Below are 25,193 nucleotides of genomic sequence, written 5' to 3' on the forward strand. Positions count from 1 at the left end.
AGAGGCGCGCCAGCCTAGCGCCGGTCGCGCAGCCGTTCCAGTTCAGCGCGCGCTTCCAGGGCAACATCCTGTGCGCGGATCCAGTCCGGCGAGCCATAGGGCAGATAGGCCTCCGCCGCCTGCGCATTGGCAAGCGCTTGCGGATATTGGCGGTTCATCACCTGCACCTCCGCACTGGCAAGCCGTGCGCGCGGAATATCGCCGCGCGCTTCATAGACCACGCCGAGCTGGTACCACGCGAAGGGATTGTAGCGATCCTTCTGCACCGAAGCGCGCAGCACCTGTTCGGCCTCGGGGAAATTGGCCTGGTTCTCGGTCGCGATCAGAGCGTGGCCGAGCATTCCGGCAATCAGCGGGTGCGCACGGGTCAGCTCGGTCGCGCGACGCAGCGGCACCAGCGCTTCGACCGGTCGCCCGGATTCGAGCAGCACCTGCCCCTTCAACTCGAGGAACCACGGATTGTCGGGCTCCGCCGCCAACAGCGCATCAGCCTCGGTCAACGCCATGTCGACCCGCGCTTCCTTGTGATAGGCATAGGCGCGGGCATAGCGCGCCGGGATGCTGGTGTCGCGCGGGGGATAGGCGTTGAGCGTGCGCCGCGGTTCGGCAAGGTAGCCGAACAGCTTGGCTTTGGCCCGCACGAAGCGTTCCTGCAACGCCGGATCGGGCGGCGCATCCCACGCCGGGTCCTTCTCCAGCAAGCCGCGCAATACCTGGATACGGTCGCCCGAAAGCGGGTGGGTGCGGGCATAGGCGGCTTCGTCCGCCTGACTGTAGCCTGCGCGAATCTCATTGCCGCGCAGCCGCTCGAAAAACTTGATCATCCCCTTGCCGGTGATGCCTGCGCCCGAGAGGTAACGCGCGCCGGCCAGATCGGTCGCGGCTTCCTGATCGCGGTTGAAGGAGAGAAAGCTCCCCATTGCGGCCTGTTGCCCGGCGGCGATGATGCCCATGGCGCCTTCGCCCGCCCCGGCCAGCGCCGCGCCGACACCAAGCAGCAAGGACAGGATCGAGATATTGGTTGCCCGCTTGGTCCGCTCGTCGAACCGGACGACGTGGCCAGCGGTAATATGCCCCAGCTCGTGCGCGAGCACGCCTTGCACTTCGTTGGCGGTTTCGGCCGCGTTGATCAGGCCGGAGTGGACATAGATCGCCTGCCCGCCCGCGACGAAGGCGTTGATCGAACCGTCATTGATCAGCACCAGCTCGACATTGCCGGGTTCAAGCTCGCTCGCCTCGACCAGCGGGGCGACCATGTCCTTGAGCAGTTCCTCGGTCTCGGCATCGCGCAGGATCGACTGGGCCCGCACCTGGGTGACGGCGAGGATCAGGCTCGCCAGCAGCGCAAGGCAGGCAGCGATGAAGTTGGGGCGACCGCGCATGGCGGCTACCCTACCGGACTTGCACCTGAACGCAAAGTGAAGGGCGGGAGGAGGTTTATCCCTCCCCATCTCTGCGGGACGGGGAAGGACTAGGGCTTCAGCCTACGATCTTCCTTGCCGCGCGTTCGATCTGGGCGAGGTCTTCGGGCACTTCGGCGAGGATTTCCGCGCAGCCGATCTCGTCCCGGCGGATCAGCACCAGCGCGAATTCCGGCCCGGCCCCGTCGAGATGTTCGAGCGAGATCGCATCCAGCGCGCGCAATTGCTGCGCGAGCGCCTCGCGCACGGCGGCGGCATCTTCGACCGGCTTGCCCTGCTCTTCGCGGCGCAACCGGCGCTCGGCCTTGACCACGGCCTTCACCCCGCCTTCGACATCGGCGAGGAAGCGCGCCAGGCTCCCGCGCTCCAGCTGCAAGCGGTGGGCGTGGGTCAGAACAGCGGCATATTCGGTGAGGCGCGTCTTGTCGTAATCATGCCCGAACACGAGCTTGACCACGGGGGTCATCGGCGCGCGGTCCTGCACGGTGAGGCCGCTTTCCGCGATCAGTTCGGCATAGTCCTCAGGCGCGGCCTGCGCAGCGAGGCTGAAGTCATAGGCGCGGCTGACCGCGGCATAGAGCGCGTTGCGGCTGCGATCCTCGGTGCTGTCAGCGGCCCGCGCAAGTTCACGCGCGGCGGCAAGGCAATCATAAAGCCCGGCATCATCAGGCAGCTCGTCGACGAAATCGTCAGCGAAGTCGCCATCTTCGGCCACCGGGTCGGCGACCCGGGCCATGGAGGCGTAGGCGGGGGTAGCGGCGATTGCAGGCGCGGGCTCAGGCTCGGTTGCCGCCACGGGCACCGCGCCGAAATCGGCAACGGCGTAATCGGACTCCGGCACGGTCTCGATTTCCGGCAGCGGTTCGAGGCCGGTGAGGTCGATGGCCTTCTTGGCCGGCGCTTCGATGTAGTCCGCAAGCGAGGCGAAATTATATCCGGCAAGCTCGCCCTCGCCTTCGTCCTCGTCATATTCCTCGTCATCATCGCCGAGGCCGAACTGGCTGAAGTCGGGCATCCGCAGGCCTTCATCGGACTCGGTGGCGTCATCGGCGCTTTCATGCGCAGGCGAATCGGCCCAGTCGGTCACCGGGTCGGCGGGGCGCAAGGCAGGCGCGGTATCGAGTTCAAGCTCGGACCCCAGTTCGAGCGCCTGATCGATCTCCAGCAGCAGCTCATCCGCGGTCAGCTGGTCGGCCATTTCCTTCCAGTTGATCACCCCATAGATGAAGTCGATCGTGGCATCGTCGCTGGAATAGGGCAGCAGGATCCCGCGATAGAGGATCGCGACGCCGGCGTGATTGACGAACTCGGCCTCGAAGCCGATCGGCGCCTGATTGGCGAGAATCTGCATGTAATGATCGGTGATGCGGCTCAGCAAGGAGCGCGGCGGCACGTCCGACAGCCGGGTGATGACGCCGGTAGCGCCGCATTCCTGCCCCAACTTGGCGCCGAGGAAGCAGACTGCCGGATTGTCGATCCCGGCCGAGAAATCGAGCAGCACCGAATGCGGCCCGAAATCGGGAAGGGCGGCCGGATCAAGGTCTTCGATATTGGGGAACATGCGCTCGCCCAGCAGGCTGGCCCAATGGTTGTAGGCGCGCACCTGCATCCGGCGCTCGTCCTGCCCGATAGCATGCGGCGGCAAGTCGCGGCGCTGGGACGATTCGGCACCGTCGTCGTCGTCGGATGCATCCCAACCCCGATCCGCAATCGCGTCGGGATCGAAGGTGCCGCGCAGAGTGTCCATGGCTGTAATCCGCCCCTTGGTGAACCTAGTCACGCAGGGTTGTGGCGCAGCGTGGTAAACATCCCGTTAAACGCAGCTGGGATGTTTTGATCTTGCAGAGATTCCTTTCAGCCGTAAGTCGATCAGACTACAGGAAATACCGCATCTTGATCGTCACGCGGCTGGTGCCTGCGCCCAGCGCGAACACCGCGTCCGTGAACTTGGGCGGTGCCATGCGGACCGGTGCATCGCGCGAGAAGCCATAGCCTTCCTTGGGCATCATCCCCATCGCCCGGTCAGCCTTGCCGTTGTTGTTCTCGTCATGCAGCAGCGCGATGGCATATTGACCGGGCTTGACCCCGGTGAAGCGGATTTCGACCTTGCCATTGGCGGGCACCACAGTGCGGTGCGCGGCCGGATCCTTGATGCATTTGGGGAAGATATCCGCACGCGTGGTCATGCAAGCGCGCACCACGCCTTTGGCGGAGCGGATGTCGGTGACGGTGATGACCACCTCACCGGTCTGCGCCGGAGCGGCGGCCAGCGCCGCAGCATAGGCCGCGCCAAGCCCTGCGAGCATCAGCGCCCCGGCCTTCACGGCGTGACGGCCCGCGCGCCGTGCCCGGCCTCGGCCACGATCCGCCGCGACAGCCCCTTGTCGGTCCCGCACAGCCTGTCCCACACGCGGAAATATAGCCCGAAGTTGCATCTGTATTCCTCGTGATGACGCTCGTGATGGCTGGCGGTTATCAGCCAGTTCCCCAACGGCGAGTGAACAAGCCAGCGTGGGAACATCTCCCACCCCATGTGATTGGTGACGCCCATCACCGTCGCCACGGTCAGCACCAGGCCCAGCATGGCGACATGGATCGGCACGACAAACACCAGCACCGGCACCACAATCGCGCCCGTCACCGCCTCGATCGGGTGAAAGCTCATCGCGGTCCACGCGGTCGGGGGGCGGCTGTCATGGTGGACGGCATGGGCAAGACGGAACCACCTCGGGCGGTGCATCCAGCGATGGCTCCAGTAGAAACAGGTGTCCTGCACGAAGAGGTAGATCAGCACCGACAGCGGGTGATACCACAAGGGCAGGCTCGTCCAGTCGGCGGTCATCTGTGTCCAGCCATGATGCCGCCAGCCCCACAGCACGATCCCCGCCGGTGCGCCATAGATCGCCGCCGACAGCAGCGACCAGCGCACCTCGCGCGCGATCTGTGCGCGCTTGCCGTCATACAGTCCGGGTCGCATTTTCGCGGTGGCATAGGCGAACAGCCCGCTGGTCAGCAGATAGCGCAGTGCCACGATCAACGTGACGGCGAAACTGACGATCAGCAGCGCAAGCGGAACGGGCGTGTCAGCGGGGAGCATCGCCCCACGATATGCCGCAAATCCGAACGGCGCGACAGGGTTAAGTCAGGGGGCCCATCTCAGCCGTGCGAATCGAGCGCCGTCGCCAGCGGGTCGAGCAGCGCCATGTGCCGCCGCATGGCGATCCGCGCGAGGTGTTCCACCTGGATCTTGCGCCGCGCAGCCGCCAGCGGTTCGAGCGCCGCGGGGCGCAGGATTTCGGCATCATAGCCATCGGCGACGATCACCCCGCAAGTGCCCGGCCTGTAGGCCTCGCTTTCCAGCGGCGTACGATCAAGCCCCGGCGGCAGGCCCCAGAAGAACCGGTCGCAATAATCGAGATAATCGGGCCACTTGGCATCGCCGAGCAGATCGGCGCGGGCGACCTTGATCTCGACAATCACCACCAGCCCCTTCGCATCGATCCCCATCAGATCGGCACGGCGACCGTTCCGCAGCGGCACTTCGGCCAAACACCAGATATCGTTGCGCGCGAACAGACGCCCGATCCCGCGCGCAACATCGCCAGCGGCGAGCGCCAGCGGCTGGGACGAATCAGGGGAGGAAATCGGCCCGCCGGTCATAAGGCACGGTTGGAACGAAAGCGGAACGCAGTCAAGCCGTGTCCCACCGCTCTCACGCAAGCGCCCTTACTCGGGGCGCGGGTTTTCGAGCACGCTCACGATTGCGGCGCGGGCCGCATGAAACTCGCGCCATAGCACCAAGGCCGGAGCCGCCGGGTCCTGCCCCCGGCGCGCCAGCGTGCCGAGCGCGGCCAGCCCACTGTCAAGCATCGCGGCGCAATCCGCGACCGTCTGCGCCACCAGCGCCCGCTGCCACGGCGCCGCCCGGGCAATCACCGCGCCAAGCTCGCCGCCGATCTCCACCCGTTCAGGTCCCAGCCGGGCGAGCAACGCCAGTCCGGCCGCCTGCCCGTGGAGCGCCACCAGTGCTTCGGCCAGCGCCTCGGACGCGGCACTGTCCGCAGGCAGGGTCGCGGCCTGCGGGGGAATCGTCTCGGGCGGAAGCGTGGCCATGGGCGGAGCCTAGGCAAGCGTCCTTGCCGATTGGTTAAGCCCGCTCCCGGCGCTGGCGCGGCGATCCGAACCCGCGCGTCCCCGGAACAATTGTGTGGCATCGCGCCCCACCTCTTGCTAAGCGCCCCGCCGCACGCAAGAATAGCGCGCACCGCATGGCATCATGCACCCGTAGCTCAGCTGGATAGAGTGCTGCCCTCCGAAGGCAGAGGTCACAGGTTCGAATCCTGTCGGGTGCGCCACCTCCAAATCATCACCGACCGGATCAGCAAGGGGCGCTGCCTGCGACCGCTTCCTATTTTGGCGGGGTCGGTTTGAGGTAACGTTCCAACCATTCCACCGTGCGTTTGAGCGAATCGAGCTGGTTCTCGCGCTTCCTGAAGCCGTGGCCCTCGGCGGGGTAGAACACCGTCTCGACCGTGTTCCCCTTGGCTCTCAGGATGTCGTCCACCTCCTGCGCCTGTCCGCGCGGCACGCGGATGTCGTTGTCGCCCTGGATCGTCAGCAGCGGGGCCTTGGCATTGGCGATGTAGGTGAGGGGAGAGGCGCGGTCATAGCCTTCGGGGTTCTCCTCGGGCGTGCCCATCAGGCTGCGCAGATAGGCTTTCAAGACCTCGTCCATGTCGCGGTACATGGTGCGCCAGTTGATGATGCCGAACCACTGGACCCCGGCGGCAAATTCGTCCGGCGCCTTGCCAATCGCCATCAGCGTCATGAACCCGCCGTAGGAGCCGCCGAAAATGCCGACCCGCTTGGGGTCGACATAGCCGCTCTCGACGAGGAACTGCTTGGCGGCGATGGTATCTTTCAGGTCGCCGCCACCCAGATCATTGTAGTTGGCCGCCTGAAACGCCTTGCCGTAGCCGGTCGAGCCGCGGAAGTTGGGCGCGATGATGATGAACCCGCGACTGGCGAGCGCGGCGGCGATGTCGTCGAAATAGTCATCGGTCTTGCCGGTCGGTCCGCCGTGGGGGATGACGATCGCGGGGTTGCTGCCATCACGCTTGAGGTTTGCGGGCATCGTCACGAGCGCGCTTATCAGCGTGCCGTCAAAGCTTGCGTAGGTCACCTGCTGCGAGGTGGCGAGCACTTCGGGCCGGACACTGGCGAGCGCGAGGCGGGTGACCGGCGTGACGGTGTCGGTGGCAAGGTCATAGCGGTTGAGCTCGCCCGTGACGTTGGCGGCCATATTGACCACCAGCAGCGACGTGCCATCGGGCGAGCGCGGTTCGGCACCCGAGGTGAAGTTGATCCCCTGCGGCAGCTTGAGGGGCGTCTCCGTCCCCGTCGCCAGATCGACCTTGACCAACCGGCTGCGCAGATCGTCGCTGCTCTCGACCAGCAGCGTCTTGCCGTCGCGGGTGAAGCGCAGCGCCGACTGGTCCCAGACGATCGGCTTTAGCCATTTCCACTCGCCCGAGGCGGGCGCATAGAGGCCGGCCTGCATACGGCCCGTGCGCTCGTTGGTGGTAACCGCCAGCCATTTCCCGTCGGCGCTGACGTCGGCGACGGCGTAGATCGTGTCATCCTTGCCCAGCACGCGCGTCGCCTTGCCGGTGGCGACATCGACGCGCCAGATTTCGCTCGCGGTCGAATCGATGTTCTCACGGTTGGCGAAGATGGTCTTGCCGCCATCGGCCCAGACCCGCGGGCTCCAGCCGAAATTGGGGTCGGCCTCGGCGGTCAGCACGCGCACAGAGCCGTCGGGGGCGAGCACGGCGAGGTTGGACTGCGCCTCGCTCTTCTTCTTGACCGACAGCGCGATCAGCCCGTCCGCGCCGCCGGGCACCAGTCCGGTCTCGCTCAGATCGGGAGTGCGCGTCACCTGCTCCACCGAGCCGCCGCCGGTGGGAACGCGGAAGATGTTGTAATATTCGTCGCCCCCGGCGTCCTGCCGGAAATAGAGCCACTTGCCATCGCGCGAGGCGGCGAGGCCGGTCTGGGTCTCGTCCGACTGGGTCATCTGCAGCGGCCAGCTGCCATCCGCGTCGGTGCGCCAGATGTTGTAGCGCCCGGTCAGGTTGGTCGATACAAAGATGTGCTTGCCGTCGGCGCTCCACGTCACCCCGGCGATCCCGCGCGAATTGCCGATGTCTTCCAGCGGCACGGCGCGCGCCTCGGGATTGGCCGGGGATTCGACGGTTCTGGGATCGGTGACCGGCCGCTCAGGCGTGACGATCTGCGCCGCCAGCGGCGAGGCTGAAAACAACAGGACTGCGACGATCATCGAACGCATCGTAATTCCCCCCTTTTGCGGCCAGCGTGGCGACCGCGCTGCGAGACTCGCACATATGCACCTGCGTGCATTCCCCCGGGCAACATACCAAAAGGACGCAGCGGCGCCAGTGCCGAGACATCAGCCCAGCGGCGCGGACGGCCCTTGATCCGGCAAGGCGATCAACTCCTCAAGGAACAGAGCGATCAGGCCTGACTGGGAATCAACACCGGCCTTGGCATAGACCCGGGCGAGCTGCGCGCGCACCGTGCCGGCGGCCGAACCGCGCAAGGCTGCGATTGCGGCGATATCGCAACCTTTCAGCGCAAACAGAGCCACGTCAGCCTCGGCCGCGGTGAGCTTCCATTCCGCAAAGCGCAGGGCGATCAGGTCAGACATCGCGCCTTGCGCTGCGGCCACCGCCGCCTCGTCACGCCGGGCGGCGGCGATCAGGCTGCGCACCTGCAGGCTTCCCAGCACCACCGCGATGAGCAGGGCGATGGCGGCCAAGCCTTCGATGGCCAGATGCAAGCCGATCCCGTCTGCGACAACATCACCAACCAGATCGGACAGAAAGAACGCGCAGGCCAAGGCTTGCAAGGCCACCAGGATGCTGACCCCGGTGGCCTTGCGTTCAATGCTGCGCGCTGTTGCGTTCATGCCACGAGCCTATCGCCCGAACGGAGCCATCGCCACCAGAACCTGCTTGCCGCTCCGCCGGGTCTCGAAGATCACCCCGGCAAGGTGGAGCAAAATCAGCAGGTAGAGCAGATTGGCGGCGGTTTCATGGATTTCGCCGAGCGGGCCTTCTTCGCCTTCCGCTTCGCCGTCCTCCTCATCGCCGTCCTCATCATAGTTCTGCGGGGAAACGGCGATGCTGCCACGGTCCTCGTCCCGCTCCGCAGCGTCCCAGGGAGGCGGTCCGGCCATCGCGATTCCGGTGGCGATGATCGTCAGCAGACAGCTCCAGATGGCATAGACCATCAGCGCGCCCAGCGGATTGTGCGAGGCGTGCGGGATGACACTGCCAGTCCGGATGTCGCGCAGATGGGCGAGCGCCTTGCGCGGGCTTGGCCAAAAGGCGGCAAAGCGCGCCTCGGCCGGGCCGATCAGCCCCCACAGCAGGCGCAGCCCAAGGATTGCGGCGAGCCCGTAGCCAACCCAGATGTGGGGGGCGGAGCCTTCTTCGGTGATGAGGGCATTGGCGAGCACCGCCAAGGCGATCGACCAGTGGGTGATTCGGACAATCGGATCCCAGCGGCGGCGAGCGGGATGTGTAGCAGCGGTCATGGCGCATCCTTTGTGAAGGGTGCCAGCGACTGCGCGGGACAAAGGGACAAGCGAGCCGCTGGCCCGCATCATGTGCGGCGGCAAATGCGGCCGCGCGATTGGCGATCTGCTTATCCGGGCCTGCCTAAGCAGGAGCTTATGGCCCGTGCCTTAGACACTGACCCCAAACAGGCGGCCCACCAGAGCCGTGGTCGCCATCGCGAACACGCCCCAGCCCACGACCCGCAGCGTTGCCGGGACAAGCGGTGCGGCACCGGCCTTGGCGCCAAGCGCGCCGAGGATGGCCAGCGCGAGGATCGACACCGCCACCACGGTGAAGGCGATCGCACCGGCCGGTGCAAGCCACGCCGCCACCAGGGGCACGGCCGCCGCCGCGCTGAAGGTCAGCCCTGACGCCAGTGCCGCCTGCAACGGGCGGGCCGAAAGCTGGTCCGACAGGCCGAGTTCGTCGCGCACATGCGCGGCCAGCGGATCGAGCGTGGTCAGCTCGCGTGCCACGGCAGCGGCGGTCTGTTCGCTAAGGCCGCGCGCACGGTAGATCGCGGCGAGCTCCGCCTCTTCGTCGGCGGGCGTCGCGGCCAAGGCCTCGGCCTCACGGCGAATGTCGGCCTGTTCGGAATCGGCCTGACTGGAGACCGAGATGTATTCGCCCGCCGCCATCGACATGGCCCCGGCCATCAGCGCTGCCACCCCGGCGACCATGATCGCACCCGGTTCAGGCGTCGCCGCCGCCACCCCGATGATCAGCGAAGACACCGAAATGATCCCGTCATTGGCGCCGAGCACGGAGGCCCGCAACCAGCCCGTGCGGTGAACATAGTGCGGATCATCGGGGTGGGCGCTGGCGGTTGTCATCATTCTTGTGGCTCCGCCGGGTTTGCTCCCCGGCTCTGAGGCGTGAGTGTCCGCCGATCGGGGCCGAATTGCAACTGCGGGAGCTTGTGCCGGCAGAAGGGACGAACAGGCCGCCCCTCCCTTGGACCCATCAGAAGGACGCCGTTACCGCAGCCAGAACCGTGGAACCAGCGAGCGCGCCGACACCATCCTGACCGCGCGAGAAACCCGGCTGGAGGTAAGCGCTCTCCGCCCGCGAGATATCCGTGTCGACATAGGCGATCGAGAAGGTCAGCCCTGCTCGTGGCGTGATGTCCGCACCAATCGACCAGTCGAAATAGGTGCCGGTCGGCGCGACGCTGGTGGCATTGGGACCAAGACCGGGATTGCCGTCCGAGTAGCCGAGATGGGCCTTGAGGCTGACCGGGGTGCCGCCAAGCGCATAGACGGCGTCAGCGGACAGATAGAGGTTGTCCTCCTTGTCGCCAGGATCATCCGACCGTCCGGCCTGAGCCGCTGCGCCAGTGAAAAAGACATGGCCCAGCGCCTCTTGCTGCGGCGCATAGGCCACACCTGCGGTCAAAGCGAGCGGGCCGACGGTGCCGGACAGCTTGGCATAAAGCTCGGCAAAGTCGGTCTTGTCCGCGCCGCCGGGATACATGTACCAGACAAGGCCGGTATCCAGCGTCCCCGCTCCCACCGGCACCTCCACCCCGGCGTACAGATCAAGCTCCATATTGGCCCCGCCGAACGTGCCCCAGCCGGCAAGGTTCGAGCCCCAGGCGCCAACATAGACGCCGCTTGTGTGCGTGGCGGTGATGCCGCCTTGCACCGCCAGTCCGCCATCTGTCTGAGAGACGCCGCGAAAGCGGTAATCGGTGGTGAGGCCGGCGCTGCCCGAGACGGTGATGGGTTCGGCCGCTTCGCCCGGCCCTTCCTCGGCTTGCTGGGCATAGGCGGGACCAGCGGCGATGGTTGCCAGCACGGCGATGGGGAGAAAACGCATGGGATTTGTTCCTTCTGGCGGCGCAGCCGAAAGGGCTGCCCCGAGCCTGCGCAATTCCTCCGCCTTGCCGTTAAATCACCATGCGGATTGCGGCTGGAGGGCATGAAAGCCGCATGAAACCGGCCACTTGGCAACAACGGGCGCGCACCGCTTTCACGCGGATTTAATGTCAGCGCCCCTGAACCCCCTGCGACTTTTCATGGGCTGCGCGCGCATTGGGACGGCTCCCCTTTGAGGAGCCTTTGATGACCTTCGACCTCCTGCTGGCCGCGCTCGTCGCGCTCGGCCTGTTTGCCTATCTGGTGTTCGTGCTGCTCAAGCCGGAGCGGTTCTGATGGCAAGCGCCGGGATGTTCGACCGCGCGCTGATGGGGCCCGCCATCCGCGACGCCTTCACCAAGCTCGATCCGCGGACGCTGGCGCGCAATCCGGTGATGTTCGCCACCGCGGTGACCGCGGCGGCAGCGACGCTGGTGCTGTTCTACAACCTCTCAATGGGCACGGGCGATCCGCGCTTTGAGGGCCAGCTGGTGTTCTGGCTATGGCTGACGGTGCTGTTCGGCAACTTCGCCGAGGCACTGGCTGAAGGCCGCGGCAAGGCGCAGGCGGCGAGCCTGAGAGCGACCAAGGATCAGCTGGTCGCCTACCGCATCGGACGCGATGGTGCGGCAGAACAGATCCCCGCCACCCAGCTCCAACGCGGCGATGTGGTGTTGGTGGTTGCAGGCCAGCAAATCCCTGCCGACGGCGAAGTCGTGGCCGGGGTCGCTTCGGTCAACGAGGCCGCCATCACCGGCGAAAGCGCGCCCGTGATCCGCGAAGCGGGCGGCGACCGCTCGGCGGTGACGGCGGGAACGACCGTGATCTCGGATGAACTCCGCATCAAGGTGACAGCCGAACCCGGGGCAGGATTCCTCGATCGGATGATCGCGCTGGTTGAAGGCGCGAGCCGCCAGAAGACCCCCAACGAAATCGCTCTGACGATCCTGCTCACCGGCCTCACGCTGGTGTTCCTGATCGCGGTCGGCACGCTGCCCGCCTCCGCCGCCTATGCGGGTGGAAGCATTGCGGTGCCCGTGCTGATCGCGCTGTTCGTGGCGCTGATCCCGACCACAATCTCAGGGCTGCTCTCGGCCATCGGTATCGCGGGCATGGACCGGTTGATCCGCTTCAACGTGCTCGCCAAGTCGGGCCGCGCGGTCGAGGCGGCGGGGGACATCGGCACGCTGCTGCTCGACAAGACCGGCACGATCACCATCGGTGACCGGCAGGCGAGCGAGTTTGTCGCGCTGACCGGTGTGGCCGAGGCCGACCTGATCTCTGCCGCCCGGCTTGCCAGCCTCGCCGACGAGACGCCCGAAGGCCGCTCCATCGTGGTGCTGGCGGGCGACGGCGAACCGCTTGCGCCTGATGCGGAGGTGGTGGGCTTCACCGCCCAGACCCGGGTCAGCGGCATCGACCAGCAGGGTCGCAGCATCCGCAAGGGTGCGGTCGATGCCGTCCTCAAGCTCGGGGACTTCCCCGAGGCCGGTGTCGCCGAGTTGCGGCAGCTCACCAACCGGATTGCCCAGGCCGGTGGCACGCCCCTTGCCGTGACCGAGAATGGTCGACTGCTCGGCGCGGTCCATCTCAAGGACATCGTCAAGGCAGGGATCCGCGAACGCTTCGTTGAACTCAGGCGCATGGGCATCCGCACGGTGATGATCACCGGCGACAACCCGCTCACCGCCGCCGCCATCGCCGCCGAGGCCGGGGTCGACGATTTCCTCGCCGAGGCCACGCCCGAGGACAAGCTCGCCTATATCCGCAAGGAGCAGGCCGAGGGCAAGCTGGTCGCCATGTGCGGCGACGGCACCAACGATGCCCCCGCGCTCGCGCAGTCGGACGTCGGGGTGGCGATGAACACCGGCACCCAGGCCGCGCGCGAGGCGGGCAACATGGTCGATCTCGACAGCGACCCGACCAAGCTGATCGAGGTCGTCGGCATCGGCAAGCAATTGCTGATGACGCGCGGGGCGCTCACGACCTTCTCGATCGCCAATGACGTCGCCAAATATTTCGCGATCCTGCCGGCGATCTTCGTGGTGCTCTATCCGGGGCTGGGCGCGCTCAATGTGATGGGGCTGGCAAGCCCTTCAAGCGCGATTCTGTCCGCGATCATCTTCAACGCGCTGATCATTCCGCTGCTGGTCCCGCTGGCCCTCAAAGGGGTCGCCTACCGCCCCATGCCCGCTGCCAGCCAGCTGCTGCGCAACCTCGCAATCTATGGCGGCGGCGGCGTGATCGCCCCTTTCGTCGGCATCAAGCTGATCGACCTCGCGGTCGCCAGCCTTGGCCTCGCCTGAGCCGCAAAGGAACCTGACCCATGCTTGCAAGCCTTCTCACCATCACGCTCGTCATCGGCGGCACGGCGCTGTTGTCGTGGCCGCTCGGCACATACATGGCCGCGCTGTTCTCGGGCCGCTTCGCCCGCGCCGACCGGATGTTCACCACTCTCACCGGCAGCGCGGGGGAGCAGGACTGGAGGTCCTATGCGCTCGCTCTCGCCGCCTTCAACGTGGTGATGTTCGGCTTCGTGTTCGCGCTGCTGACGACTCATCACCTGCTGCCGCTGAACCCCGACGGACAGGGGGCGACCAGCCTTGACTTGGTCTTCAACACGGCAGCTAGCTTCACCACCAACACCAATCTCCAGCACTATTCGGGTGAGAGCACCTTCAGCTACCTCGCGCAGCTCGGCGGGCTGATGTGGCTGCAATTCGTGTCGGCCGCGACCGGCATCGCGGCTCTGGCTGCCTTGGCGCGCGGGATTGGAGGGCAGGCAAGCATGGGGAACTTCTTCCTCGACGTGGCTCGCGCGAGCTTCCTGATCCTGCTGCCGCTGGCGATCATTGTCGCTGCATGGCTCGCGCTTTCGGGTGTGCCGATGACCCTGGAGGGCGCGGCGAACGTCACCACTTTGGAAGGCGCCGCGCAGACCATTGCGCGCGGGCCGGTGGCGGCATTTGTCGCGATCAAGCAGCTGGGCACCAATGGCGGCGGCTTCTTCGGGCCGAACTCCACGCATCCGCTCGAAAACCCCAGCTTCTGGGCGAACCTCGTCGAAATGGCCTCGCTTATTCTCATCCCCATGGCCTGCGTCTGGATGTTCGGGCGGATGATCAATCGTCCCCGTCACGCCGCCGTGATCTTCGGCGTGATGGCCGCACTGCTGGCGATCAAGCTCACCGCCGCCGTCACGTTCGAAAGCGCGCCCACCATGGCCTTCACCAACCTCCCGGTGCAGCAGGATGTCGGCAATCTCGAAGGCAAGGAACTGCGCCTCGGCGCGATCACCGGGCCGCTGTGGGCGGTGCTCACCACCGCCACCAGCAACGGCTCGGTGGGCGCGATGCACGACAGCCTCAATCCGCTGACCGGCCTCGTGCCGATGGCCGGAATGTGGCTCAACGAGACCTTCGGCGGTGTCGGCGTCGGCATGATCAACATGTTCCTCTACATCGCGCTCGCGGTGTTCGTGGCGGGGATGATGGTGGGGCGGACGCCCGAATATCTCGGTCACCGCATCGAAGGCCGCGAGATGCGGCTGGTCGTGCTGGCGCTTATCAGTCACCCCTTGCTGATCCTTGGCGGGACGGCGCTGTTCGCGGCGACCCCCTGGGGCCTCGACACGCTCAACAACACCGGCGCGCACGGTTTCTCCGAGATTCTCTACGAGTTCAGCTCTGCCGCCGCCAACAACGGCTCCGGCTTCGAAGGGCTGGGCGACAACACCCCGGCTTGGAACATCGCCACAGGGATCGTCATGCTGATCGCGCGCTTCCTGCCGATCATCGTCCCACTCGCGATCGTCGGCTCGCTCATGGCCAAGCGCCGCAGCGCCGAGAGCGCGGGGACGCTGAGTGTCGAGGGGCCGACCTTCGGGGTGATGCTGTTCCTCGTCATCCTGATCTTCGGCGCGCTCACCTTCTTTCCCGCTGCCGCGCTCGGCCCGATTGCCGAGCATGTCACCCTGATGCGCTGAGGAGCACTGCCGCGATGCAATACATCCTTCCTTCGATCCGCCTTTGGCTGGTCACCTTCCTCGTCTGTGTGGTGCTCTACACCGCCTTGATCCTCGGCTTTGCGCAAGGGATCACGCCTTACAGCGCTAACGGCTCGATTATCGAGGTCGGCGGCAGGGCGGTGGGCAGCAAGCTGGTCGCGCAGAAGTTCACCAGCCCGCGCTACTTCTGGCCCCGTCCCTCCGCACCCGATTACAAAGCAATGGGAGCGGCGGGCAGCAACAAGTCGCCCACCAGTCCCGATCTGACAAGGCGCGCCGAAGATACGATCGCCGCCTATGGCGCTACGGCGGCCAACCCGATCCCCGCCGACCTTGTGGCGGCATCGGGCGGGGGGCTTGATCCCCACATCAGCCTTGCCGGAGCGCTCTATCAGGTGGACCGCGTGGCCAAAGCGCGCGGCCTGACCGTGACGGCGATGAAGCAGCTCGTCGAGGGTCAGGCGATCAGCGTCGGCGGAACGCTGGCACCAGAGCGGATCGTCAATGTGCTCGAACTCAATCTGGCGCTCGACCGGTTGGCGCAGTAGGCGAGCCCTATGGACGGCCCGCGCCCCACCACTGATGCAGAGCGCTTCCTGCGCCTCGCACAGCGCGAGGCGCGGGGGCGGCTGACAGTGTACCTCGGCGCCGCTCCCGGCGTCGGCAAAACCTACCGGATGCTGCAGGATGCAGCGCGGCGCCAGAGTGAGGGCGTGGATGTGGTCGTCGGCATCGCCGAAAGCCACGGCCGCAGCGAGACCGCAATATTGCTCGAACCCTTCGCAGTGCTACCCCGCAAAACGATCACCTACGCGGGTCATGCTCTCGACGAATTCGATATTGATACCGCACTGGAGCGCCGCCCCGGCCTGATCCTTGTCGACGAACTGGCCCACACCAACGCCCCCGGCAGCCGCCACCCCAAGCGCTGGCAGGATGTGGCCGAACTGCTGGTGTCGGGAATTGACGTCGCCACCACACTCAACATCCAGCACATCGAAAGCCTCAATGATATCGTCGCCGGCTTTACCCATGTCCGGGTGCGCGAGACGGTGCCGGACAGCATCCTCGATTCCGCCGAGATCATCCTTGTCGACCTCCCGCCCGAAGCGCTGATCGAGCGGTTGCATGCGGGCAAGATCTACCTGCCCGAAACGGCCGGACAGGCGCTCGCCAACTTCTTCACCCCGGCCAAACTGGCCGCGTTGCGCGAATTGGCGCTGCGGTTCGCGGCCGGATCGGTCGACCGCCGCTTGTTCGACGATCTCGCTATCAGTCCGGCCGAGGGCGACTTTGCTGTGGGCGAACGCCTGCTCGTCGCCGTCAGCCCCGGCAAGGGCGGGGCGCGGGTGATCCGCCATGCCAAGCGGCTCGCCGATCTTGCCCATGCGGCCTGGACCGCCGTCGTGGTCGAGAGCGGCGGCGCGCGCGGCGTCGCGGGCAGTCAGCGCGAACAGCTCGCCGAGAATCTCGCGCTGGCTTCGTCGCTGGGCGCAGGCCTGATGACGGTCGCCGCAACGGACGTGGCCCAAGCCCTGGTCGATCAGGCGCGGGAACTGCGCGCAAGCCAGATCGTGGTTGGCAAGAGCCGCCGCAGCCGCTGGTTCGAGTGGCGCCATGGCTCGATCGCGCAGGATGTGATCCGCAAGGCGCGCGGGATAGCGGTTCAGGTCGTGCCGCTGGATGAGGCGGACGAGCGGCCCGCGCCGGTGCGCGAGACCAATCCCTACGCTGCCCCGGCGGTGGCGCTGATGCTGGTGGTCGCCATGATTGTGCCGCTGTGGCTGGCAGAGACGTGGCTTCCTTCCAGTGCGATCGATATGCTGCTGCTGCTGCCGGTGATTGTCGCGGCCAGCATGATCGGCTTGCAAGCGGGGTTATGGGCGGCGGTGTTCGCGGCTCTGGCCTACAATTTCTTCTTCACTGCGCCGCGCTTCACCTTGTTCATCTCCAGCGCTGGCGACATCTTGACCTTTGCCGCGCTGGCTTTGGTAGCGGGCGTGATCGGAGCGCTCGCAGGCAAAGTGCGGCGGCAGGCCGAAACCAGCGCCGGCGTGGCGCGCCTCAACGCGAGCCTCGCACGATTTGCCGGGCTGCTTGGCGGCGTGTCCGACCGCGACGCAACCGCGCGCGTCGCCTGCCGCGAGATCGGCGCGCTGCTGGGCGTCCAGGCGATTATCGTTGCCGAGGAGGCAGGGCATATGGTTGTGCGTGGGAACGACAGCTACCGGCGGCTCGATCTGGTGGACGAAGCGGCGGCGCGCTGGACACTGGAGCATGGGCAAGCGACCGGCCGCGATACCGGCACGCTCAATGCTTCCGACTGGCAGTTCCATCCGCTCCAGACGGCACTGGGGATCATGGGGGCGCTGGGGGTGGCGCGGCCCGAACAAGGCCGCGTGATCCGCGCGGACGATGCCACCCTGCTGGCCTCTCTGATCGATCAGACGGCACTCGCCCATGAACGGCTGGTGCTGGAAGAAGACGCGCGGCAGGTTGATGGCTTGCGCGAACGGGACCGGCTGCGCGGCGCCTTGCTCGGCAGCATCGCCCATGATCTGCGCACGCCGCTGACGGCCGTGATCGCCGCTGCCGAGACGATCCCGGCCATGGGCGATTATGCCGAAGAAGTCCGCATCGCGCGGACCGAAGCCCGAAGGCTCGAACGGTTCCTGGGTGACCTGCTCGAAGCCTCGCGGATCGAACATGGGGCGATCGAGCCGCGGCTTGAAACCCTTGACCTGACCGACGTGGTCGCGGCGGTCCTGCGTGATCTCAGGCAGGACCGCGATGGCGGGCGGGTCGATACGCGCATCGCATCGGATTGCCCGCTGATCCTGAGCGACCCGGTCTTGCTGCGCCATGTGCTGATCAACCTGATCGACAATGCGCTGAAGTTCGCGCCCGAGGACACCCGCGTCGACGTTGCAATCGACACAGCGCCCGATGGCGTCACCTGCACCGTCCGGGATCGTGGCCCCGGCCTGCCGCCCGATCACGCCAACCTGTTCGAACGCTTCGAACGCCTCGAAGGAAGTGACCGGGTCGGCGGGTCCGGCCTCGGCCTGTGGATCGCGCGCAATTTCACCGAGGCGCTCGGCGGACACATCGCAGCCCGCAATCGCGAAGGCGGGGGCGCGGCGTTTGTCGTGACCTTGCCGGTTGCGGCAAGCGGCAGTAAAGCGCTACGCCCCACAGATGATGCGTAAGGACGTTCTCATCATTGATGACGAGCCGTCGATCCGCAGGCTCCTGACCAGCGCGCTTGACCGCGCGGGCATCACCCATGCCGAGGCCGCCAACGCGGGCGAAGCGCTGCGCTATGCCGGGGCGACCCCAGCGCCGCTGGTGGCGCTGCTCGATCTCGGCCTCCCGGACCGCGACGGACTGGAGATCGTCCCGCAACTCGCGGCGCTGGGTCTCTCGGTGATCATCCTGACCGCACGCGACGCGACTCAGGAGAAGGTCGCCGCGCTCGATCTGGGCGCGGACGATTTCGTCACCAAGCCGTTCGACAGCGAGGAATTGCTCGCCCGCATCCGCTCTGCACTGAGGCGCAAGGCGGGGCCGCTCATCAATGTCCACCGGCGCGAGTTTGCGGGCGGCCATATCGACCGCGATACGCATGAGGTGATGGTGCGCGGCGAGCGGGCCGAACTGACCCCGCGCGAGTTCAACCTGCTATGGGCCCTGGCCGACCGGCCCGGGCGCGTGGTCACGCATGAGAGCCTGCTCGAACAGGTGTGGGGCCCGGCGCACCGGCACGATCTGGACTATCTCCGGGTTGCGATCCGGTCGCTGCGGCGCAAGCTGGAAGTGGCACCAGCCACCCCGCGGCTTTTGATCAATGAGCCGGGGGTGGGTTACCGGGTGGCGGAGACCTGAGGCTCAACCACGACGCTAAAGTCGTTTAGGGTGCGCGCCCCTGTTCACCGGTAACCCATGGGTTTCCCCATTGGCGTAACCGGAGGAATTCCCCCATGCCCCGCAGCAAAGCCCCCGGTGAAACATCACCCGCGACCCACAACGCCCTGCGCGAACACCAACCAGGGAGCGGCTCTGCCGCTTTTGCGCAAAACGAAGGCAATGCCGGTGAACTGCACCAGGACATTCCGTCCGATGGCGATCACGACGCAAGCCGGGCCCATCTGACCGACAATCACGGCCACCGCATCGCCGATAACCAGAACTCGCTGCGCGCGGGCGAGCGGGGGCCGACCCTGCTCGAAGACTTCGTGCTGCGCGAGAAGATCTTCCACTTCGATCACGAACGCATCCCCGAACGGATCGTCCATGCCCGCGGATCGGGTGCGCACGGCACCTTCGAAGTGACCCGCGCAATCCCCGAATGGACCCGCGCTGGCCTGTTCCAGAAAAAGGGCAACACCTGCCCGGTGTTCGTCCGGTTCTCGACGGTCGCGGGCGGCGCGGGCAGCGTTGACACGCCGCGCGATGTGCGAGGCTTTGCCGTCAAGCTCTACACCGAAGAAGGCAATTGGGATCTGGTCGGCAACAACATCCCGGTGTTCTTCATTCAGGATGCGATCAAGTTCCCCGATCTCGTCCACAGCGTGAAGATGGAGGCCGACCGCGGCTATCCGCAGGCCGCCAGTGCGCACGATACCTTCTGGGATTTCGTCAGCCTGATGCCCGAAAGCATGCACATGATCATGTGGGCGATGTCGGACCGCGCCATCCCGCGTTCGCTCAGGATGATCGAGGGCTTCGGCGTTCACACCTTCCGCTTGATCAATGCGGCCGGTGAAAGCCGCTTCGTGAAGTTTCACTGGAAGCCTGTGCTTGGTCTTGAAAGCACCACCTGGGACGAGGCGGTCAAGATCGCCGGGGCCGATCCCGATTTCCACCGCCGCGACCTGTGGGAAGCGATCGATGGCGGCGATTTCCCGCAGTGGGATCTGGGCGTGCAGGTGTTTGACGAGGAATGGGCGGCCAAGCAGCCCTACGACGTACTCGACGCGACCAAGCTGATCCCGGAAGAGGAGATCCCGGTCGAGGTGATCGGGCGCATGACGCTCAACCGCAATGTCGACAATTTCTTCGCCGAGACCGAACAGGTCGCCTTCATGCCGACCAACATCCTGCCCGGGATGGATTTCAGCAATGATCCGCTGCTGCAAGGCCGGTTGTTCAGCTATCTCGACACGCAGAAGTCGCGGCTCGGCACCACCAATTTCCACCAGATCCCGGTCAACGCGCCCAAATGCCCGTTCCACAATATGCAGCGCGACGGGATGATGCAGACGCTGGTGCCGACAGGCCGCGCCAATTACGAGCCCAATTCGCTGGCCGAAGCAGGTGAGGATGGCGGTCCGCGCGCCTGCCCGGAGACCGGGTTCACCTCGTTCCGGGACAACGCGGAACGCAACAACCCCGCCGAGAAACTGCGCCTGCGGGCAGAGAGCTTTGCCGATCACTACAGCCAGGCGCAGCTGTTCTATCGCTCGCAGACCGAGAATGAGCAGGCGCACATCGCCTCGGCACTGGTGTTCGAACTATCGAAGGTGCTGATCCCCCACATCCCGCCAGCGGTGATTGCCCGGTTGCGCAATATTGACGAGGATCTCGCCCGGCGCGTGGCGGACGGCCTTGGAATCGAACTGCCCGAGAAGGCTCCCGCCGCCAAGGAACCGGTTGACCTGGGAACCTCGGACGCCTTGTCGATCCAGAAGCGTGCCAAGCCGACCTTCAAGGGCCGCAAGATCGGCATCCTGTTCGACGAAGGATCAGACAAGGCCATGATCGACACGCTGGTGGCCGATATCGCCAAACAAGGCGGCACGACGTTCCTCGTCGCACCGAAGATCGGGCCGCTGAAGGTCAAGGGCGGAAAGCTCAAGGCTGATGGCCAGCTTGCGGGATCGCCCTCTGTCCTGTTCGATGCGGTCGTGGCCATCCTCATGCCCGAACGGGCCGAGAAACTGGCGGGTGATGTCGGCGCGGTCGCGTGGTTTGCGGACGCCTGGTATCACTGCAAGACGATCGGTGCCTGTGGCGGAACGCGCCAGCACCTGCTGCCCAAGGCCAATATCGAGCCTGACGACGGGGTGGTCGATCCCGAGGACTTCATGGGCGTTGGCCCCATCCGTCACTGGCACCGCGAACCCGAGGTGCGCGATCTGGCGTGATCCGGGGCGCTACAGTCCGACAGCGAGGGGCTGGCCGGTGTAGATCAACGTCCGGCCGTCGCGTCGGTCGAACACGTCGCCCGGTGCCTGCCCATCGTGAAGGATCACGGTGATCGCGCGCGTCTCGGCCATGCCGGGAAAGCTCCCCTCGCGCGCGCCCAGCGTCAGCGTGCGGGCGGCATCGTCCCACGTGATCGGGATGCGGACGAATTCGCCGCGGGCATAGCCCATGTCGGCGCCCGCATCCTCGTAGAGCGTGAAGCGGCCGTCGGCCCCGGCGAAGACATGAAGCGTCAGCGGGCCTTGCGGGTTCTCGCCGGACCATTGCACGTCCGGCCCGGCGGGGATGATCGCTCCGGCCCGGACGAACAGCGGCATCCGCTCGCGCGGGGCGGCAGCGGTGACGGTCTGCCCGCCCTTCAGTGGCTTGCCGGAGAGCGCGTCGAACCAGTCGCCCCCTTCCGGCAGATAGACCTGCCGCGAGCGGGCTTCGAACGCGGTCACCGGCGCAGCCATGATCGAAGGGCCGAACAGATATTGGTCGTCGATGCCCCAGACCCTCCGGTCACCCTCGAAATCCATCACCAGCGGACGTAGGATCGTCGCGTCGTCAAAATGCGTCGCGGCGGCCAGCGTGTAGATATAGGGCAGCAGGCGGTAGCGCAGGCGGTGGTAGTGGGTGAGACCGTCCAGCATCGCCGGATCGCCTTCGCTGACGATGTAGGTCTCGCGTTGCGGAAACTCGCCGTGGCTGCGAAACAGCGGCGAGAACGCGCCGAACTGGAACCAGCGCAGGTAAAGCTCGCGCCATTCGGGGAGGTGCGCCGGGTCCTGCTTGCTGAAACGATCCTCGACCGCGAAGCCGCCGATGTCATGCGTCCAGTTGGGCACCCCGGCGAGGCTGAGATTGAGGCCCGCGCTGATCTGGTCGCGCAAATCGTCCCACCGCGCCGCGACATCGCCCGACCACAGCGCGGCGGACGCGCGCTGGATCCCGCCAAAGCCACTGCGGGTGAGGATGAATGGGCGCGTGTCTGGCTGGGCCTGCCGCAGCCCCTCGGCCACGCCTTCGGCATGGGGCAAGGGATAGGAATTGAAAATCGCCGCCCCCGGGACGCCAATGGTGGGTGAGGTCATCTGGAAGGCGCGCTCTGCCACCGAAAGGTTCGAGTGCCAGTCTGGCTCGGTCGCGTCCATCCACCAGGCATCGAAGCCCAGCGGCACAAGCGTGTCCTGCATCTGCTTCCAGTAAAGCGCGCGCGCCTCCGGCAGGTAGGGGTCGTAGAAGGTGTTGGCATAGCCCTTACCCACCCAATCGCGCTGGCCGGCTTCGAGCGGGCGTTCATAGAGGAAACCGCGCTCACGCAGCGCCTTGCCGTGCACAGTATCGGGATAGAACTTGGGCCAGACCGAGATCATCACCCGGCCATTCAGCGCCTTGACCGCGTCGACCATCGCGGCCGGATCAGGGAAGCGCGCAGGATCGAAGCAGTGGCAGCCCCAGCTGTCTTCGGGCCAGTAGAACCAGTCCTGCACGATTGTATCGATGGGAATCTTGCGGTCACGGTAGGCCTGCACCACGCCCACCACCTCGGCCTGGGTGTTGTAACGCTGGCGTGATTGCCAGAAGCCATAGGCCCAACGCGGCATCATCGGCGCCTTGCCGGTGAGGCGACGGTATCCGGCGATGGCATCATCCATCGAGGGGGCGGGGACCACGTAGTAATCGACCGCCTTGCCCGCTTCGCTCGCGAAGCTGACCGCGTGGCGGTCCTCGGGCGGCAAGGGGTCTGCGTGGTCAAGCGCGATATAGCCCTGGTTGGGCTCCCACTCGATGCGCAGCGCAACGGGCTTTCCCGCCGCAAGGTCGAGCTGGAAGTTGTGATACCACGGGTTCCAGTTCTGCCGCCAGCGGGAGAGCACCTCTTTCCCATCCGCGAACACCGTCACATAGGACGAGGAATAGAGCCGGAATTTGTGCGTGCCCGCCTTGTCGGGGGTGAAGCTGCCGGTCCACACCACGCGCTGGGTCTCGACGGCATTGCCCTGCGTGTTCTGGCCAGTCGTCGCAGCGACCGTCGCCGCCTTTGCCTCGGCGGGCCAGCGGGTCTGATCCTTGAGGTATTGATAATCGACCGCGCTTTCTGTCCGCTCCAGCACCTTGCGGCTGCCAAGGAAATACTCCGCCCGCCAGTCCAGCACCAGCCTGGCATAGGGCTCAGGATCGCCGACGCGGGTGATCGCGGCGTTGTCCCACAGGATGCCGTAGCCCTTGGTCGAGACGAGAAAGGGAATGGCAATCGCCATGTTGTGCTGGGCGAGCTCCACATCCTCGCCATTGTAATTCATCTGGCGGTTCTGGTGCTGACCGAGGCCGTAAAGCCCCTCCTCCGTCCCCCGGTTGAACTGGACCCGCGAGGCGAGCCATGGCTGGCCCTCGATAGTGACGGGGGAAAGGCGGCGCGCGGGGGCATATTCGTCCAGCAGTATCGCGCCCTGTGGATCGCGGATCGCGATGTGACCATCGGCAAGACGTACCGCGGCGGAGGCCTGAGGCAGGGCCAACGTGGCCACTTCGCCCTCCAGCCGAAATTCAGGCGTGCCGTCCGCTTCGGCGATTACCATGGCCGACGGCCGGCCATCGGGCAGGGTCTCGGCCACCGTCACGCGGAACGTGCCATCGGCATAGGCCAGCACGCGCACCTGCTCCCCCGCATCGGTGGTGACGATCATGCCATGCGCCACCTGCTGCACCTCGCCAGCCGAGACTTGGGCCGCGAGCATCCACCCCGATCCCGCAAAACCCGCGAGCACCCTCCATGTTACCGCTACCAATTTTGATCCCTGCACGGCTGCATCCCCACCCTTTCACCGCAGCTTTCGCCGCGAACTCCCGGGGATGCAGGCTAGTGGCGGGGGAGCGGCGGTGCAACCCCGGCTGACAGGGCTCAACCCAGCGGCAGGCCCAGCGCTTCAGCCACGGCCGGAATGTGCAGCTTCCCGCCCGATACGTTAAGCCCAGCCGCCAGATGCGGATCGGCCGCCATCGCCGCCTCGGCGCCCAGGTTCGCCAGCTTCAGCACGAAGGGCAGCGTCGCGTTGCCGAGCGCCATGGTCGAGGTGCGTGCCACCGCGCCGGGCATGTTGGCGACGCAGTAATGGATCACGTCATCCACCACGAACACCGGGTCTTCGTGGGTCGTGGCATGACTGGTTTCGAAACAGCCGCCCTGATCGATCGCGATATCGACCACCACCGTGCCGGGGCGCATCGAAGCGATCATTTCCTTGGTCACCAGCTTGGGCGCAGCAGCACCCGGCACCAGCACCGCGCCGATCACGAGGTCAGCGCCCGCCACCGCTTCGGCAATGGCAGCGGAGGAAGCAAAGGCGGTGCGGATCTGGTTGCCGAACACCATGTCGAGTTCCGCGAGGCGGCGATTGGAGATGTCGAAAATCGTCACATCGGCGCGCAGGCCGACCGCCATCTGCGCCGCGTTCACGCCCGCGACCCCGCCCCCCAGAATCACGACCTTGCCCGGCTCCACACCCGGGACGCCGCCGAGCAGCACGCCGCGTCCGCCCTGGTGCTTTTCGAGATAATGCGCGCCGCACTGGACGCTCATCCGCCCGGCGACTTCGGACATCGGTTTCAGCAGCGGCAAAGTGCCGTCGGGCGCGGTCACCGTCTCGTAGGCAATGCAGGTCGCACCCGAGGCCATCAGGCCTTCGGTCTGCGGCTTGTCGGCGGCGAGGTGGAGGTAGGTGAACAACACATGGTCGGGGCGCAGCATCGCGACTTCGACGGCCTGCGGTTCCTTGACCTTGACGATCATCTCGGCCGCTTCGAACACCGACGCCGCATCGGGTAGGATCGCCGCACCAGCCGCGACATAGGCGCTGTCCGTAAAGTCCACGCCGAGCCCCGCGCCGCTCTGCACCACGACCGTGTGGCCCGCACGCGTCAGTTCAGCGACCGCCGCCGGGGTCAGGCCGACGCGGTATTCGTTGTTCTTGATCTCGGTGGGAACGCCGACGCGCATGGTATCTCTCCTGCTGGATCTCTCTGCGGTGCCTTTAGCAGAAGGGCGATGCGCGTTCTTCGCAATGATCGGCACGGAGAA

General features: G+C 66.1%; 20 protein-coding genes and 1 tRNA gene. 8 read left to right on the plus strand and 13 right to left on the minus strand.

The window, feature by feature from the left end; genetic code table 11:
- Positions 1–14: 14 nt before the first annotated feature.
- From ACLBKT_RS13555 to ACLBKT_RS13580, 6 genes are all read right to left on the minus strand, one after another.
- Positions 15–1,382 carry a M48 family metalloprotease gene (locus ACLBKT_RS13555; RefSeq protein WP_410183437.1) on the minus strand — a complete coding sequence of 456 codons (1,368 nt, stop codon included), beginning with the start codon at positions 1,380–1,382 and terminating at the stop codon, positions 15–17.
- Between the two features lie 97 nt (positions 1,383–1,479).
- Positions 1,480–3,168 (minus strand): hypothetical protein, encoded by a 1,689-nt coding sequence (locus tag ACLBKT_RS13560; RefSeq protein ID WP_410183438.1) that lies wholly within the window; start codon positions 3,166–3,168, stop codon positions 1,480–1,482.
- Positions 3,169–3,295: 127 nt separating this feature from the next.
- Complete coding sequence (locus ACLBKT_RS13565; RefSeq protein WP_410183439.1) at positions 3,296–3,727, minus strand: DUF2141 domain-containing protein; 432 nt, start codon at positions 3,725–3,727, stop codon at positions 3,296–3,298.
- Between the two features lie 14 nt (positions 3,728–3,741).
- Positions 3,742–4,518 (minus strand): sterol desaturase family protein, encoded by a 777-nt coding sequence (locus tag ACLBKT_RS13570; RefSeq protein WP_410183440.1) that lies wholly within the window; start codon positions 4,516–4,518, stop codon positions 3,742–3,744.
- Positions 4,519–4,577: 59 nt separating this feature from the next.
- On the minus strand, positions 4,578–5,081 hold the full coding sequence (locus tag ACLBKT_RS13575; protein WP_410183441.1) for an MmcB family DNA repair protein: 504 nt from the start codon (positions 5,079–5,081) through the stop codon (positions 4,578–4,580).
- A gap of 66 nt (positions 5,082–5,147) precedes the next feature.
- Positions 5,148–5,534, minus strand: a complete 387-nt coding sequence (locus ACLBKT_RS13580) for a hypothetical protein (protein WP_410183442.1) — start codon at positions 5,532–5,534, stop codon at positions 5,148–5,150.
- A gap of 165 nt (positions 5,535–5,699) precedes the next feature.
- On the opposite strand from ACLBKT_RS13580, the gene ACLBKT_RS13585 reads away from it, so the two are divergent.
- Positions 5,700–5,776: transfer RNA gene (locus ACLBKT_RS13585), tRNA-Arg, on the plus strand.
- A 53-nt stretch (positions 5,777–5,829) separates the two neighbouring features.
- Here ACLBKT_RS13585 and ACLBKT_RS13590 read toward each other — a convergent pair.
- From ACLBKT_RS13590 to ACLBKT_RS13610, 5 genes are all read right to left on the minus strand, one after another.
- Positions 5,830–7,770, minus strand: coding sequence for a S9 family peptidase (locus tag ACLBKT_RS13590; RefSeq protein WP_410183443.1), 1,941 nt, complete (start codon positions 7,768–7,770; stop codon positions 5,830–5,832).
- A 120-nt stretch (positions 7,771–7,890) separates the two neighbouring features.
- The gene (locus tag ACLBKT_RS13595) at positions 7,891–8,409 is read right to left on the minus strand and encodes a helix-turn-helix transcriptional regulator (RefSeq protein WP_410183444.1); all 519 of its coding nucleotides are present in this window, start codon (positions 8,407–8,409) and stop codon (positions 7,891–7,893) included.
- Positions 8,410–8,418: 9 nt separating this feature from the next.
- Positions 8,419–9,039, minus strand: a complete 621-nt coding sequence (locus ACLBKT_RS13600; RefSeq protein ID WP_410183445.1) for a cytochrome b/b6 domain-containing protein — start codon at positions 9,037–9,039, stop codon at positions 8,419–8,421.
- 150 nt (positions 9,040–9,189) lie between these two features.
- The gene (locus tag ACLBKT_RS13605; RefSeq protein ID WP_410183697.1) at positions 9,190–9,894 is read right to left on the minus strand and encodes a VIT family protein; all 705 of its coding nucleotides are present in this window, start codon (positions 9,892–9,894) and stop codon (positions 9,190–9,192) included.
- 130 nt (positions 9,895–10,024) lie between these two features.
- Positions 10,025–10,879, minus strand: coding sequence for a TorF family putative porin (locus ACLBKT_RS13610; protein WP_410183446.1), 855 nt, complete (start codon positions 10,877–10,879; stop codon positions 10,025–10,027).
- Between the two features lie 245 nt (positions 10,880–11,124).
- Here ACLBKT_RS13610 and kdpF point away from each other — a divergent pair, with 245 nt between their 5' ends.
- From kdpF to ACLBKT_RS13645, 7 genes are all read left to right on the plus strand, one after another.
- Complete coding sequence (kdpF, locus tag ACLBKT_RS13615; RefSeq protein WP_166546781.1) at positions 11,125–11,214, plus strand: K(+)-transporting ATPase subunit F; 90 nt, start codon at positions 11,125–11,127, stop codon at positions 11,212–11,214.
- Complete coding sequence (gene kdpB / locus ACLBKT_RS13620) at positions 11,214–13,223, plus strand: potassium-transporting ATPase subunit KdpB (RefSeq protein ID WP_410183447.1); 2,010 nt, start codon at positions 11,214–11,216, stop codon at positions 13,221–13,223. Before kdpF ends, kdpB begins: the two co-directional genes overlap by 1 nt.
- A gap of 20 nt (positions 13,224–13,243) precedes the next feature.
- Entirely contained in the window at positions 13,244–14,902 is a 1,659-nt protein-coding gene (gene kdpA / locus ACLBKT_RS13625; protein ID WP_410183448.1) for a potassium-transporting ATPase subunit KdpA, read from the plus strand.
- A 14-nt stretch (positions 14,903–14,916) separates the two neighbouring features.
- Positions 14,917–15,471, plus strand: a complete 555-nt coding sequence (locus tag ACLBKT_RS13630) for a potassium-transporting ATPase subunit C (protein ID WP_410183449.1) — start codon at positions 14,917–14,919, stop codon at positions 15,469–15,471.
- A gap of 9 nt (positions 15,472–15,480) precedes the next feature.
- Entirely contained in the window at positions 15,481–18,132 is a 2,652-nt protein-coding gene (locus ACLBKT_RS13635; RefSeq protein WP_410183450.1) for an ATP-binding protein, read from the plus strand.
- A complete protein-coding gene (locus ACLBKT_RS13640; protein WP_410183698.1) occupies positions 18,125–18,808 on the plus strand; it encodes a response regulator transcription factor in 684 nt (227 codons plus the stop codon). Before ACLBKT_RS13635 ends, ACLBKT_RS13640 begins: the two co-directional genes overlap by 8 nt.
- 95 nt (positions 18,809–18,903) lie before the next feature.
- Positions 18,904–21,069: a catalase gene (locus ACLBKT_RS13645; protein ID WP_410183451.1), complete on the plus strand. Its 2,166-nt coding sequence runs from the start codon at positions 18,904–18,906 to the stop codon at positions 21,067–21,069.
- A gap of 9 nt (positions 21,070–21,078) precedes the next feature.
- Here the strand turns inward: ACLBKT_RS13645 and ACLBKT_RS13650 are convergent, their stop codons facing one another.
- Positions 21,079–23,853 (minus strand): TIM-barrel domain-containing protein, encoded by a 2,775-nt coding sequence (locus ACLBKT_RS13650; RefSeq protein WP_410183452.1) that lies wholly within the window; start codon positions 23,851–23,853, stop codon positions 21,079–21,081.
- A gap of 164 nt (positions 23,854–24,017) precedes the next feature.
- Entirely contained in the window at positions 24,018–25,112 is a 1,095-nt protein-coding gene (gene ald / locus ACLBKT_RS13655; protein WP_410183453.1) for an alanine dehydrogenase, read from the minus strand.
- Positions 25,113–25,193 lie beyond the last annotated feature (81 nt).

This window comes from Erythrobacter sp. W302b (assembly GCF_046452395.1).
Taxonomy (GTDB): Bacteria; Pseudomonadota; Alphaproteobacteria; order Sphingomonadales; family Sphingomonadaceae; genus Erythrobacter.